This window comes from Lascolabacillus massiliensis (assembly GCF_001282625.1).
Classification (GTDB): domain Bacteria; phylum Bacteroidota; class Bacteroidia; order Bacteroidales; family Dysgonomonadaceae; genus Proteiniphilum; species Proteiniphilum massiliensis.
Genome location: NZ_CTEJ01000002.1, coordinates 460,144 through 474,885, shown reverse-complemented (window position 1 = coordinate 474,885; position 14,742 = coordinate 460,144). Strand labels below are relative to the sequence as shown.

Here is a 14,742-nt window from a genome sequence, read left to right as displayed (position 1 = left end):
GTTGATCAATGCTGTGGTTTTTAAAAAAATCGGATGCGAATTCTATAAATAAAAAACGAATCGATAACCTCGATAATCTTTGATAACCTAAATCAAATAACATAAAATCCCGATTTGAGGCTGCAAAGATAACTCTAAAATCCTGAATAAAGAAATATTTCCTTAATTAAAACCGCATTTTTTATTGTAAATTATACAATTAATATGTCGCTATTATTTCAATATAATCTCTCATAATCTCTCATGGTAATATTTATTTCGTATATTTGTCCGAATTACAAAAACGGAAAACTGATTATGATTATAGCCGTAGACTTCGATGGTACTATTGTGGAACATGAATACCCGGCCATTGGTAAACCAATACCTTTTGCTATAGAGACCTTACTTCATCTTCAGAAAGATGGACACAGGCTGATATTGTGGACTGTACGCAGGGGCGATCTGCTAAAGGAGGCGGTTGACTACTGTGCATCTCAAGGATTATATTTCTATGCTGAGAACGAGAACTATCGGGGTGAGACTATCGAGAAGCAGGACTTCTCACGCAAGCTCAAGGCTGATCTTTTTATTGATGACCGAAACCTGGGAGGGCTGCCCGACTGGGGAGTTATATATAATGTAGTTCAGGCCATGGTTGATGGTCACGACAACCCACTTTCTCTTATGATCAATCATTCAGCCATGCCACAGAGAAAGAAAAAAGGTTGGTTCAGACGTTAGGAAACGAGAACCAACCTTTTAAAAATATATTCAACCTTTAGCTTTTCTTTCTTCTTTTACTCTTTTTCTTGTTGCCGTAACCATAACCAAATCCATACCCGTAGCCATAACCATACCCACGGTGGAAGTCAGCCACATCATTAATCACCAGCAACATATTGTTCAGCTTGTTCTGCTGCATCAGATTGTTTGCAAACCTGATATTTCCCTTGCTTGAGAAATCCATCCTGCATACATATAGGGTAGCATCCGTCACCCTGTTCATCACCAGAGTATCAGTCACCAGAGCCGAAGGAGATGAGTCGATAAATATATAATCAAACTCCTCCCTTAAGCTGCCGATCGCTTTGTCCAGAGAAGGACGCGAAAGAAGCTCAGCAGGGTTAGGCGGAACAGGTCCCGCAGCAATAACAAACAGGTTAGGATGCAGTCCCGATTGAACAATCAGATTATCGATATTCTTCTCAAAGCCCGACAGATAGTTTGTCATACCATTCTTAGTCTCCAGCTTCAAATACTCCCTTAATCGTGGAATTCTCAAATCGAGACCTATCAGCAGCACCTTCTTATTCAGGAATGCTGTACTCAATGCCATATTTATAGCAACAAATGTTTTACCCTCACCGGAAACTGTAGAAGTGATTGTAACCACTTTATTGTCAGTTCCCAAAGTGAGCAGCAAATTGGTGCGAGCCATTCTGAAAGCTTCGTCAATTGAGTCATTCCCCTGCTCATCCACCACAACATTCTTCTCCTCTTTATGTTTAGGTATTTCGCCAAGTACAGGAACCTTGCTGAGTCTGTCCACATCAGATCTTGTGCGAACCTTATACTGCAGCAGCTCGTTCAGATAGATAATACCTGCAGGGATCAGCACACCAAGCATCAATGCAGCAAGCAGCAGAATCATCTTTCGTGGAGACACCTGACCTTCGGTAAGAGCTTCATCCAGCACTTTTGCACTATTAGCCGTAGCAGCCAGTTCAAGAGCATTCTCCTCACGCTTCTGTAACAGCATCAAAAACAGACTTGCCTTGATCTGCTGTTCACGTGAAAGCTCCATAAACTCCCTCTCCTGAGTTGGCATCACACCAATACGTCCACCATATATATTAGCCTGGTTACGTGCATCACGGCGCTGAATATTCAACCCCTGCTGCACACTGCTGATGGAAGAGTTAATATTCTCCCTCAGTCCCGCAATCTGCTCCTCAAGCCTTATCATTGCAGGGTTGTCAGCCGTCATGCTCTGCGACAGACGCTCACGCTCCAGAACCAGTCTGTTATACTCACTAGTAGTAGCAGCAAGATTAGGATCTTCAATACCCACATTAGCAGGAATAGTCTTATTCGCATTATTAGGATTTTTCACATACTCACTCAGCGAGTTTACAATATTCAGCTGAGTCTCCACCTGCACAAGCTGCTGCTCATACTGACTACCCATCTGCATATTACGCTGAAGGTCGATCTGCAAATCACTCAATCCCTCCTGCTGTTTATAATCCTCCACACTCCTTTCAGCATCACTCAGCTCTCTGTCAATAATAGCAATACGCTCATTTATAAAAGCCTGAGTATTAAATGCCTCCATCTTGTTATCCTCAATGGTTTCGTTGTTATACACCTCCACCAGCATATTAAGGAAATCCTTACCTTTTTCAGGATAGGGAGTGTTAATAGACAGATTCAGCACAGAAGCCTGTTTCGATGCCTGCTGAACAGACAACCTTTTTCTATAATGGCCGATCACCTCATTAGGATGCATTATAACCACATTCATCTCATAATGCCCCAGTTCGGTATCAGGTCTTTTTGTAAAGCTGATATGACCCTGAGGAGTATCAATTATAGCCGGTAACGTAGTAAACACAGTATCAACCTCTTTCTCATTCTCAAGACCCGAGATAGTAATCGTACCATCACTCTCATTTGTAGTCATATTGAAAGAGATATTCTGAGTCAGTTTATCCAGGTTCCCCTGATCCATACTCACAATCACCGGACTCCGTTTATACAGGTCGTTACTCTTAATCCTTCCACTCACAACATAAGAGGTATGCAGATTAAGACGATTAATTACATTTCTTATGATCGACCGGCTCTGCAGGATATAAATCTCATTCTCCAGATTAGCTACAGCACCAAGTCCACCCAGCTGAATACCATCCATCCCACTTATCGATGGCTCCATACGCTGATCCCTCGCCTCCTTTAGAACTATACTTGACGAAACATTATATACAGGAGTAGTATATCTCAGATACAAAAATACTCCGGCAAGCGCAAGTACGATACCCAGCACAAACCATTTCCAGTAACGTGCAAATCTCAAAACTATCTCCAGTAGGGAGATCGATTCGCTATTTTCTAAATCATTCTGTTCCGATACGGAATACAAATCAGTCATTATAGAATAATAAATAGTAAATTAAATAAAGAATGAGTTTTTCTATTTTCTCAGGATATTAACCAGCAGTCCCGCCAGCGATATCAATATTGATGTACCTGAAATCCAAAGGCTTGTAGCACTTCCAATCTCCGAGCTCTTTGCTTTTGTCTTGTTAGGCTCCACATACACCACATCGTTCTGCTGCAGAAAATAGTATGGAGAGTGAATAATAGAAGGATCATTCAGGTTCAGCACAATCACACTCTGGTTGCCATCAGCATCCTCCCTGATAACCTTAACGTTATCACGCTTACCATAGATAGTCATATCACCCGCCATGGCCAATGCTTCAAATATGTTAACCTTCTCATTCACAATAGTAAAAGTGTTCGGACGAGCCACCTCACCCAGTACCGAGATCTTATAATTCACAAAACTCACAGTCACCACCGGAGGCTCCTTCAGATACTTTTGAAGCAGTCCCGTAATCTTCGTCTCCGCTTCCCTTTTAGTCAATCCGCTAAGAGTAACCATACCCAATACCGGGAAATTTATCTGTCCGTTATTATCCACCAGATATTTCTGCAGCGCAGGTTGAGAGTAAGTACTTGAACCGGTAGTCAAACTCGGCACAGTAAGGTTAAAAGGTTTCACGGCCTCCGGATCGGTTGCCGACACTGTAATCGTCAGCAGATCCTTAGGCAAAATGCGTGCATCATACATAGGACTGGTCTGCACATAGCCCGCCATATCATTTTCACCGGCACCCTGTATATAAGCCACATTCTTGGCACTATTACAGGAAATTACACCTAAAATTATTATTATAGATGAAATTAAATAAAACAATTTGTTCATGAAACTGAGTTCTTTGATAGTCAACTACAAAATTAATACATTTAATGCAAACAACAAGATTAAAACCAAAATCATATTGTTATATTGTGAGTTATAATAAAAACAACTAAATTTGCTCTCCAATCCTTAATTAATTAAGAAATAAGAATGAAATTAAAAAGGTACCATCTTACCGGTCTTATCTTTCTATTTATTACCGGCAGTCTTTTTGCACAGATGAGTGATCAGCAGATAATTGATGAGTTCAGAAGATATCAAAATTCAGGCATGTCACAAGAACAGATTGCTGCTGAGATGGTAAAAAAAGGGGTAACCACAGCACAGTTACAACGAATACGCGAACAGTACAATCAAACACAAAGCACAGGTCAGCCCAACCAGCAAGGCACTGATCCACAGACAAGACAGACAGCCGAATATGTAAGTCCATACGACTACACCCTCATACCTCAGGATACCACTGCCCAGCAGGATAGAGTGTATGGACGCGAACTGTTTCAGTCACAAAATCTCACCTTTGCACCAAACATGAATATGCCAACCCCTGCAAACTATATACTGGGTGCGGGAGATCAGTTAATAATAGATGTATGGGGAGATTCAGAGCTTAATGTACAATATACAATAGCACCGGACGGACATATCACGGTTCCGGGTATCGGCAGAATACAACTTAGCGGCATGAATGTCAAACAGGCCGAAAGTCGCATCCGCACACAATTTTCAACAATATATTCCGACTTAGATTCATCTGAGCCGCACACCTTCCTGGCTATATCAGTAGGAAATGTAAGAACCATAAAAGTGAATGTTATGGGAGAGGTCAGAACCCCCGGTACATACACCCTAAGCTCCTTCTCATCAGCATTCCACGCCATGTATGCAGCAGGAGGAACAACCAATATTGGTAGTCTCCGCAACATCCGCATCTTCAGGGCAGGGCGTCAGGCTGCTGAGATCGACCTCTATGAGTATCTCATGAAAGGCAACAGCATGTCAGATATCACGCTTCAGGATGGAGATATAGTAATGGTAGAACCTTTCGGATCACTGGCACAGGTAATAGGCGAAGTGCGCCGCCCCATGTGGTATGAGATGAAACCCGATGAAACCCTCGAAGATCTTATCCGATATTCAGGAGGATTCAGCGGTAACGCTTACACAGCTGCACTCACACTCATCAGAAGCGGAGAGGAAAAGCTGGAAGCATATACCCTCAGTCAGCCCGAATACTCCACCTTTCAGATTAAAGATGGCGACAGGGTAGAGGTGAACAATATCCTCGATGAGTACGCCAACATGGTAGAGATTACCGGTTCTGTATATCGTCCCGGCAGATATGCAATCGGCGACAAGATTATTACAGTGAGAGACCTTCTCGAGGTTGCACTGGGAACCACAGGCGATGCCTACCTGCAGCGTGCACTTCTCTATCGCGAAAATGATGATCTGACACGTTCAATTGAGTCGTTCAATGTGAGCGACCTTATGAGCGGACGTATCAACGATATCACGTTAAAGAAAAACGACCTGCTCCACATTCCTTCTGTACTATCACTCGATGACAGGTTCACGGTATATATAGGAGGAGAGGTTCGTAAGCCCGACAGCTACCCCTATGCAGATAATATGCGTCTTGAAGATATTATCCTTCAGGCAGGCGGTATCACAGAGGCTGCATCCACAGCACGAATCGATGTATACCGCAGAATAAAAGATCCCGGAAGCACCACTCTTGGAGATCTATCCAGTATAATGCAATCATTTACACTGGTCGACGGAGAGATAGTCTCCAGCGATCCCGACTTCGTGCTTCAGCCATAATCACCTTCAAACAGCACTTCGCCGCATACGAGATTCAGCAGATGGTCACTGTTGAGGGCGAAGTGCTGTTTGAAGGTGATTATGCTAAGATTTCAAAGGATGAGCGACTCTCATCACTAGTAAACAGGGCAGGGGGGCTAACGAAATATGCATATATAAAAGGAGCACGATTATCACGCCGACTTACAGCTGATGAACAGGAGAAGGTAAAAGAGTCTCTCCGTATAAAAGCCCAGGTAGATCAGTTAGATACAGATTCACTCCTGCAGCAGCAACTTGAAGCTGTTGATCTCTCCACTCAATATGTTGCAATTAATCTTGAGAAAGCACTTAAAAACCCGGGAGGACAGGAAGATATTATCCTCAGAGAGGGAGATGTTCTAACTATTCCTGAATACAATGAGCTGGTTAAGATATCAGGAGGAGTACTTTATCCTAACCTGGTAACCTACAGGAAGCATAAAAAACTTGGATACTATATCGATCAGGCAGGAGGATACTCCCGTCTTGCATTGAAGAGCAAACCTTTTGTTGTATATATGAACGGAGAGGTGGCTTCAGGACGCTGGGCAAAGATAGAACCCGGTTGCGAGATAATTGTACCTGAAAGACCCGAAAGAGAGCCAATGAGTTTGCAGGGAATACTTAGCCTTGGTACTTCAATCGCATCAATAGCACTGTTAATTTCCAATCTGGTAAGATAATAAGAAATGGAACAAGAAAATAAGCCTATAATTACAGTAAATAATTCTTATGAAATTGATATTACAGGATTTCTAAAAAAACTTTGGTTAAAACGACGTTTTATACTCATTACAACTGTAATATTTCTTCTGATAGGACTCTTTTATGCAATGATTGCACCTGTCCAGTACACTTCTACCTGCACGGTTGTTCCTCAGACCGGTAACAGATCCGGAGGCAGCAGTCTGGGTAGTGTAGCAGCAATTATGGGTGTAAATCTTGGAACAGCAATGATGACAGAAGGCACCCTTTCACCTAATATCTATCCCGAGATCATAAAGAGCGTACCGTTCACTCGTGAGATAATGAAAACAGAGGTGATAGTAAAGAAATCCAATGGTCAGCCCATCACCCTTTACGATTACTATGCTGATAAACAATACAGAGAGTTCAACCTTTTAGGTGCAATAAAAAAATATACAATCGGCCTCCCCGGTGTTATTATAAGTGCAATCAGGGGAGGAAATCAATCCGCAATAGTAGAAACTTCTCCGGTGGTTGATTCAACCAACGTGTTTAATCTTTCATCAACTGAAAGAAGAGTATATAATGCTATTCAGAAAGCAATAGATATAAACCCAAACTCAAAAAGTGGAACAGTAGTCATTGGCTATACATTCCCAGAAGCAAAAGTTGCAGCAGAGGTTACAGATAAGATATATAATACACTCGAGGAGTATGTTTCACAGTTCAAATCAGAGAAGCTAAACGACAATCTGGAGTTTATAGAAAAGAGTTACGAAACAGCACGTGAAGATTTCCTAAACGCTCAGGATAGACTTACATCATTTCAGGATGCAAACAGGGGCCTCACCACAGCATCAGCGCGCTCAATGGAAGCCCGCCTTCGCAACGAGTATGACATTGCATACACAATCTATCGTGAGCTTGCAACACAACGCGAACAGGCCAAGATTGCCGTAAAAGAGAATCAAACAATTCTAACATTGGTAAATCCACCCGTAGTTCCACTTGTAAAAAGTGCACCCAGGAGAAGTATAATCATCGTAGGTTTCCTATTACTGGGAGTAGTAATTTCCGTTGGATGGGTGTTTATATCGCCAATATTTAAAGCAATAAAAGAAGAGATTACAGAATAATCAAAAGGGAGGAGTACCCACTCGTACTTCTTCCTTTTTCAAATCAAAATTCATCACCACACAATAACACAGCACACAATAACCTGTTTTCAGATACTGTCAACCAATATAAAATTTAGCTGTTTATCCAAGTTATTGTATTATATTACTGAAATTCCAAGCCTGAATGTGTCGGATACCTTTATTTGAAGGAAAAGCTATATCATCAAGAGAAACAACAAATTTTTCATAATTATCTTCTACCGACTCCAAAGGCGAGTATTCCCTTTGGATAGTCTGCTCATCAGTCAGAATATAAGAACTTTGTATATATACCACTCTGTCCTCTTTTTTTGCGACAAAATCAATCTCTCTATCTCTGAAAGTACCAACATATACTTCATAACCAGACCTTCTAAGTTCCAGATAAATCAGATTTTCCAGCTTATAGCCCACACCATAGCCGAATCCCTGATAAAGATAGTTTTTGAAAGACAGATCATTAATATAGTATTTGTTATTTCCCGATAAAATCTCCTTTCCACGAATATCATAACGCTCAACCCTGTGTATGATAAAAGAATCTTCTAAATAACCTATATAGTTAGAAACAGTATCATATGTTGTATTACGTCCTTTACCCTTAAAGTAGTTTACTATATTAGTTATAGAAACCAGATTTGAAGCATTGTTTACTAGATATACAAATATGTCCTCCAGTAGTTTAGCATCCTTAATATTATGCCTCTGAATTATATCACGCAATAATACGGTATCTTTTACAGCAGAAATATAGTTGCGTTTAGTTTCTTCATTTGGCAACATGAAAAGCTCAGGCAATCCACCGCTTTCCATATAATTAATATAGCTTTGTTTGGAATTTTCCTTCTTAGTGATCCCTATATATTCATTAAAACTAAAAGGGAATATCTGAAATTCAATATAACGACCGGATAAAAGAGTAGCCAGTTCACCCGACAGCATCTTGGAGTTTGATCCACTTATAAACACTTCATAACTATCTACAAAATCCTGTGAATAAGAATTTATTAGATGCTCCCATCCTTCCACATTCTGAATCTCATCAATAAACAACCACACTTTACCCTCAGGATTTAGCTCTTCACGATATACTTTTATCAGCATATCCAGATCTTTATAATCTTTGATAAAGTCGAAATCAGCAAATTCCTTGTTGATATAAATTATGTTTCTATTATTTACGCCACCTTCAATCAAACGATAGATTATCTGGCGCAGGATGTAGCTTTTTCCAACGCGACGCTGGCCAACTAATACTTTAATCAACCTATTGCCAGTTGATTCATAAATCTTATTAGTATATAAATCACGTGGAAAACCAAGTTCCGGATAATTATTATCCCAAAAGTTGTATTTTTTCAGAGCCTCAAAATTTTCTTCCATACTCGAATATTTTAATGCAAAGGTGTAAATATTCTTTTACACTCGAAAATATTGGCTCAAATATAGTAATTTTCTTTTATACTCGAAAATAATGAGTGATGAATACCTCCGCATTATTTCTCCTTCAAAAACAAATACCAATAAACACACCCCACCAGCAAAACACCACCCACTAAGTTACCCAGCGTGGCCGGCAGTAAATTATCAATCAGGAAGGCACCCCAGGTGATATCCGCACCCGCATAAATTGCTGCCGGAATAAAAAACATGTTGGCGATAGAGTGCTCATAACCAAAGGTAACAAACAGCATAACAGGAATCCATATACCAACAGCCCTGCCAATAATATCTTTACCTGCATAACCCATATACATACCAAGACACACCAGCCAGTTAGCACCCACGCCCTTCCAGAAGACCGTCATGAAATCCTGGTTAACTTTAACATTCGACAGTTCAAACAGATACGTACGCCACGGATCCGCGTCAAGCATACCCACGTTGGCCGACAAAACATACGCAATAAACTGAGCACCTACGAAATTAAACAGGTAAGAAATCAGAAGAAACAATGCTGCTTTGCCAAAATCAATCTCTTTGTGAAGTACAGGGAAAGTAAAAGAGGCACAATCACTGGTAAACAGGTCAGCCCCAGTTATCGACACCATGATCAGTCCAACAGGGAACAAAGCACCCGCCACAAACTTCACTATTCCTGGGTTATCCAATGCCACACCCGGCATACCACCTGCAACCATCACAGTGAGCAAACCTCCCAATGCAATAAAAGCACCACCCAAAATGGCCATTAGTGCAAACTTCGTAAAAGACTTTTTAGATTTATCCAGAGCACTCACTCTGAAAAGATTAGCAGCTTCAGCAGCGGTAAAATAATTCATATGTTAATAACCTAAATTATAGTGCAAAAATACAACAATAGAGTCACACTCACAAACAGATAAAAAAATAACCCCTGATTTTTTTATCAGAGGTTATTCAGTTTAATCATATTATTTAATCTAAACCTGTTTCATAAATCTAAATTTCATCGAATACAGTCCCATCAATATAAACAGCAGAACCACAAACATCCACCAGCCAAGGGTAGGGTAAAATGCAATTATAAGAGCTGAGCATACCAGCTGAACAGTAAAGTATATAATACTCACCAAACGATGAGGCATCTTCTTCTCGTTGGCCAGAATCTGATAAAAATGCAATCTGTGAGCCTCCATTATGTTTTCTTTAAGGTAAATCCTGTGCAGGATAGTCATTACAGCATCAACCCCATATACCATTAGGAAGCCCAGCCATATTATATTTTTTGTTTTCAATATCAATAACAGCAATAATGTCACAATCCAGAAGGCAATACTCACGGCACCCACATCACCTGCAAAGCACTTAGCCCTTTTGCGGAAATTGAAAAATAGGAATACAACAGAGGCTATCAATGGGTACCAGATCATGTCAGGATTCACAAAATTCCCATAAACAAGATTCACATATTGCAGTGATCCCAGCACAGCAATACTATACAACCCCGTGATACCATTAATCCCATCCATAAAGTTATACGCATTCACGATACCAATAAACACGATATAACCAATGATGATAGCCCACCAGGGGAAACCACCAAACACACCCGCAAGGTAAAAAGCACAGCTCATGGCAAGCAAATGAAACAACAGTCTCACCTTCTGTCCCAGACCAGTTATATCATCAATGAAACTCACCCCGCCAATAAGCGTAATACCTGTAAAAAACAGCAAAACATCACTGGAGAAATTAAACAGCAGGTAAAGCAGAGCAGCAACCCAGTAGATCACGCCACCCCCACGAATAGTTATATAATCGTGCGAACTCCTCAGGTTGGGTTTATCAATAATATTGAATCTGTCTGCAACCTTGAAATATGATAGTTCCGCGATAATAAGTAAGGCAAATATGATTATGTAATACATTCCTTTAATTTGAAAATAAATCCCTTATCACCTAAAACTCTCCAACGTCCTTTTCATTCCCTCAATGGCTGAAACCGGCATACTCTCAATCCCAAGGGCTCTTTTTATCTTATCATTACTTACAATGTAGTTCTCTGTAAGCTTACGCAGCCTTATTTTATCCAAAGGAAGATGCAGAACACCACCAATTGAAGCAGCCACATTAATAAGCCCTTTAGGGAGCCTCCAGATGCGAGATCTTTTGCCTACCGACTCACTAATCATCCCGATCAGTTCGTTAGTGGAAATAGGCTCATCATCCCCCACATGATAGGTCCCACTTTCAATATCATCTTTCACTATCAGTTGTTCCACCACGAAACTGATATTATCTATAGAGCAAAATGATCGTAAGTTCTCATAAGAACCCAGTGGCCATGGAATACCCTTGCTTACCACATTGTAAAGTAAATTTAAATTACCTTTATTGCCTGGACCGTGAATCATACAAGGTCTTAGTATATATATATTCTTATCATGAACTCTGGGATCATTTTTCATGAAGTTAAGGATATACTGCTCTGCCTTTATTTTAGACTCACCATAAGGGCCAACAGGATGCGGAACCACATTTTCTGTAAGAATATCTCCCGGAACACTATCAGCTGCAGCTTTCACCGAACTGAAAAATACAAAAGTTTTAGCATCACTTTCCATGAAGTAGTCAAAAATCTTTTGTGTTAACCCAACATTTATATCAAAATAGCTATGAGTCAATCTCTTATTCTTAGTGTCATGCGCTTTACCTGCAAGATGTACAATGGCGTCCAAAGGAGGTAAATTGTCCAAATTATTCCAACCAAATATTTGTTCAACACCTTCTTTATTAGGTTGTATTATATCCAATCCGAATAACTTGTGACGCTTGCTCCAGCTGTTGGTGAAGTTAGTACCAACGAAGCCGTTTATGCCGGTTATGAGAATTCCTTTCATATATTATAAGTAACTTAATATTGATTTAGCCATTTCACGATTGATGTTGTTACGGCTGAATTTTGCAATAAAGTCTGTACGTTTTTCGTTTATGTAAGTATAATTTTGCAATCCAGATACCATAGCATCCACATCACAGGGGTTAAATAAAATCGTGTTACTAACATTTTCTGTGATGAATTTATTAGCGTAACCACCCACTCCAGCTATAATTGGTTTATCGAATGTTGCTAATTCAAATATCTTGGAAGGAAGCACCTTCTCAAAAGCTTCGTATACATTAAGGTGAAGGAATAAGAAATCCGAGCCGTTATATATCTCCAATAACCTTTCACGTGTCACTGGTGGAATTAAATCTACATTCTTCAAACCCAATTTCGCAATTTCATCCTCTAACACCTTCTTTGCTCCCCCATCTCCGATGACTTTAAACTGATAGTTAGGTCCTAGTTGTGATGCTACTTGAGGAATAATTTTATGTAATCCTTGGCCTTCACCAATGTTTCCAGCATAAGTTATTGTTTTTTTAGTACTAGCATTCAGGCTACTGCTCTTGTTGTTGTTTAAAAAGACATCATCGATACCATTAGTGAAAAAAGAGTATTTTGCGTTATTGTATTTTTTGAAATATGGTTTGAAACCTTCAGAGATAAGGTTTATATGAGATGCATAAGAAAACGTTCTTTTTTCAATTACTTTAAGAAAAGGAAGAATAGCTGTTTTAACCAACTTATTCTTCAACACATCGTCAATTGTATCAACAAAAATATCCCTGATATCCAAGTAAAGAGGTATTTTCTGTTTTCTGGCTATAACTAAACCAAGATATGCCGTAAAAAGTCTTGAAGAAGAAGCAAACACTAAATCATACTTTTCGTTTCTTGTAATCTTTAATGCTTTTGCAAAATAACGTCTGAAAGAGCGTACCTGATCTAGCATACCACTTTTATGAGAAGGAAGATCAATCCTATGAATACTCATATTTCCAATATCTTCTCTCGTTTTTGCTTCAACTTTAAAAGAACTATATCTATTGGGTTGTGTAGTGACCACATCAATATGGCAATCCTCTCCACACTGCTTAGAGAGTTCCATGGCAAGGGGTGTATTTCTAAAAGAACCGGCACATAAATCCGGTTCAAAGTAGAATGTTAAATATAAAATATTCATTTTAGTTTAATATTAGTAGTCAAGTTTCCACGGAAAGACACTTCAATAGACATGCTTTCAATACGTATATTAAATTCAGGCGAGTAGTGTGTGGTTTTTAATGTTAGTGACAATGCGTTTTTAAACACTACAACAAAATCCTTACCCATAACCTTATTCTCTGAGATTTTTATTTCTTCATTAGGATGAAAATGAAAATGTGCTATCCCTTCACCATTCAATATATCATCTTCAATAAAAACTTCAGTTTCATTTATTCTAATACCCCTTTTGTGAATGACTCCAAAACGCTTAAAATACCCATCGTGAGAAGCAGTTACACAAAAATCTGTATCTTCAACAACCTTCGTTTTAGCTCTTTTCCCAACACGATGTCCGGCCCATACCTGACTTGAATTTTCATTATTTATAGTCACAGTATTATGTGCAGCTGTGGAGCGCTCATAAAACCTAGTTTCGTTCATCTCATAAGTCGAAGTTCCGGTATCAACGATTACAGGACGACCTTTTATATATAGTTCAAAAGATAATGTATCCGCATGTGCATGACCCGGTTGATAAGTAGGGCCAACTTCACCTATGTCAAAGAATAATTCGATATTCTCAGAAGCCAGTTTTCTATACCCCGAATCTGACAATTTTAAATATTTTTTAGGAGCTAGATTTAATTCTTTTGCATATGATTGTAACTGATTTGGGGTGGGAGCTATACTGTTTGCTGCATCATTAAACAATGGAATATCACCATTTCTGAAAGTGAAGTTACTTATAAATGCAAGCATTTTCTCAGCCCTATCTTTTAACAACTGAAACAATTCTTGGTCGAAAAGATTATTATTAGATACTAAATTAAAACAATCCAGTACTCTGTAAGTCATCAAACAATGATACATTGGGCTTAATTCAAAATGTGCACCATCTTCTAAAATCTGTTCGTCAAGCTCATTAATCAAAATACTCCTCGCCTGTTTATATAAACTAATATCGTTGAAATAATAAGAGCCAAATAATAAAGCAAAACCATTTTCTAATAAATGATTTCCTAACAAATGATACTCTTTTTGTTTACACAACAAATGTAGTTGTAGCCATAAAGATTTATCATACTTAGAATCCTTTATATTATGAGTAATAAAAAATCTTATCCAATTAATTATTCTCAAAGAAATCGGATAAGGTTCCAATCCGACTTTATTATTACTGATTGTTTCTATAAACTCATCAATAAGTTTTAATCCTTCATTTACTGTAATAGTTCGTTGATTAAGAAATTCAAAATAGTTCAGATTATATGCCCATAACCTTCCGTACTCAGGGTAATTCCAATCTATTTTATCAGTAAATGAATGTTCTAAATTAAGAAAAGTAAAGCTATTACTTGATTTATAAGAATTACAATTGTGTATAGCTTTACTGAATTTAAGCTTTTCTACTTTAGGTTCCGAAATAGAAGTTCCGGTTTGCAATGATGGATTTTTACCAAACCTATTTCTAATAAAATACTTTAATCTATAGCGTATCTGAATTGGTTTCAGATAACGAACTGTATTAAATAGTAGCGCTATTTTAGAAATATAACCCATTACTA

12 protein-coding genes are annotated in these 14,742 nt (G+C 38.9%); 4 read left to right on the top strand and 8 right to left on the bottom strand.

Annotated features, from left to right (window positions below; all coding sequences use genetic code 11):
* The first annotated feature begins 297 nt into the window (after positions 1–297).
* Positions 298–723: a BT0820 family HAD-type phosphatase gene (locus BN1354_RS06780; protein WP_053826648.1), complete on the top strand. Its 426-nt coding sequence runs from the start codon at positions 298–300 to the stop codon at positions 721–723.
* Positions 724–760: 37 nt separating this feature from the next.
* Here the strand turns inward: BN1354_RS06780 and BN1354_RS06775 are convergent, their stop codons facing one another.
* Positions 761–3,133, bottom strand: coding sequence for a GumC family protein (locus tag BN1354_RS06775; RefSeq protein ID WP_053826647.1), 2,373 nt, complete (start codon positions 3,131–3,133; stop codon positions 761–763).
* Between the two features lie 42 nt (positions 3,134–3,175).
* A complete protein-coding gene (locus tag BN1354_RS06770) occupies positions 3,176–3,973 on the bottom strand; it encodes a polysaccharide biosynthesis/export family protein (RefSeq protein ID WP_045089134.1) in 798 nt (265 codons plus the stop codon).
* A 147-nt stretch (positions 3,974–4,120) separates the two neighbouring features.
* Between BN1354_RS06770 and BN1354_RS06765 the strand changes: the two genes are divergently transcribed.
* From BN1354_RS06765 to BN1354_RS06755, 3 genes are read left to right on the top strand one after another with little or no spacing between them, the layout of a single operon-like run.
* The gene (locus tag BN1354_RS06765) at positions 4,121–5,797 is read left to right on the top strand and encodes an SLBB domain-containing protein (RefSeq protein WP_053826646.1); all 1,677 of its coding nucleotides are present in this window, start codon (positions 4,121–4,123) and stop codon (positions 5,795–5,797) included.
* A gap of 41 nt (positions 5,798–5,838) precedes the next feature.
* A complete protein-coding gene (locus BN1354_RS11925) occupies positions 5,839–6,501 on the top strand; it encodes an SLBB domain-containing protein (RefSeq protein WP_053826645.1) in 663 nt (220 codons plus the stop codon).
* Between the two features lie 6 nt (positions 6,502–6,507).
* Positions 6,508–7,641: a Wzz/FepE/Etk N-terminal domain-containing protein gene (locus tag BN1354_RS06755; protein ID WP_053826644.1), complete on the top strand. Its 1,134-nt coding sequence runs from the start codon at positions 6,508–6,510 to the stop codon at positions 7,639–7,641.
* 132 nt (positions 7,642–7,773) lie between these two features.
* Here BN1354_RS06755 and BN1354_RS06750 read toward each other — a convergent pair whose 3' ends face one another.
* From BN1354_RS06750 to BN1354_RS06725, 6 genes are all read right to left on the bottom strand, one after another.
* A complete protein-coding gene (locus BN1354_RS06750) occupies positions 7,774–9,045 on the bottom strand; it encodes an ATP-binding protein (protein WP_053826643.1) in 1,272 nt (423 codons plus the stop codon).
* A 113-nt stretch (positions 9,046–9,158) separates the two neighbouring features.
* A complete protein-coding gene (locus BN1354_RS06745) occupies positions 9,159–9,944 on the bottom strand; it encodes a formate/nitrite transporter family protein (protein ID WP_053826642.1) in 786 nt (261 codons plus the stop codon).
* A 120-nt stretch (positions 9,945–10,064) separates the two neighbouring features.
* The gene (locus BN1354_RS06740) at positions 10,065–11,012 is read right to left on the bottom strand and encodes an MraY family glycosyltransferase (RefSeq protein WP_053826641.1); all 948 of its coding nucleotides are present in this window, start codon (positions 11,010–11,012) and stop codon (positions 10,065–10,067) included.
* 27 nt (positions 11,013–11,039) lie between these two features.
* Complete coding sequence (locus BN1354_RS06735) at positions 11,040–11,984, bottom strand: NAD-dependent epimerase/dehydratase family protein (RefSeq protein ID WP_053826640.1); 945 nt, start codon at positions 11,982–11,984, stop codon at positions 11,040–11,042.
* Between the two features lie 3 nt (positions 11,985–11,987).
* Positions 11,988–13,079 (bottom strand): glycosyltransferase family 4 protein, encoded by a 1,092-nt coding sequence (locus BN1354_RS06730; protein WP_231623084.1) that lies wholly within the window; start codon positions 13,077–13,079, stop codon positions 11,988–11,990.
* A 71-nt stretch (positions 13,080–13,150) separates the two neighbouring features.
* Complete coding sequence (locus BN1354_RS06725; protein WP_053826638.1) at positions 13,151–14,737, bottom strand: heparinase II/III family protein; 1,587 nt, start codon at positions 14,735–14,737, stop codon at positions 13,151–13,153.
* Positions 14,738–14,742: the final 5 nt, after the last annotated feature.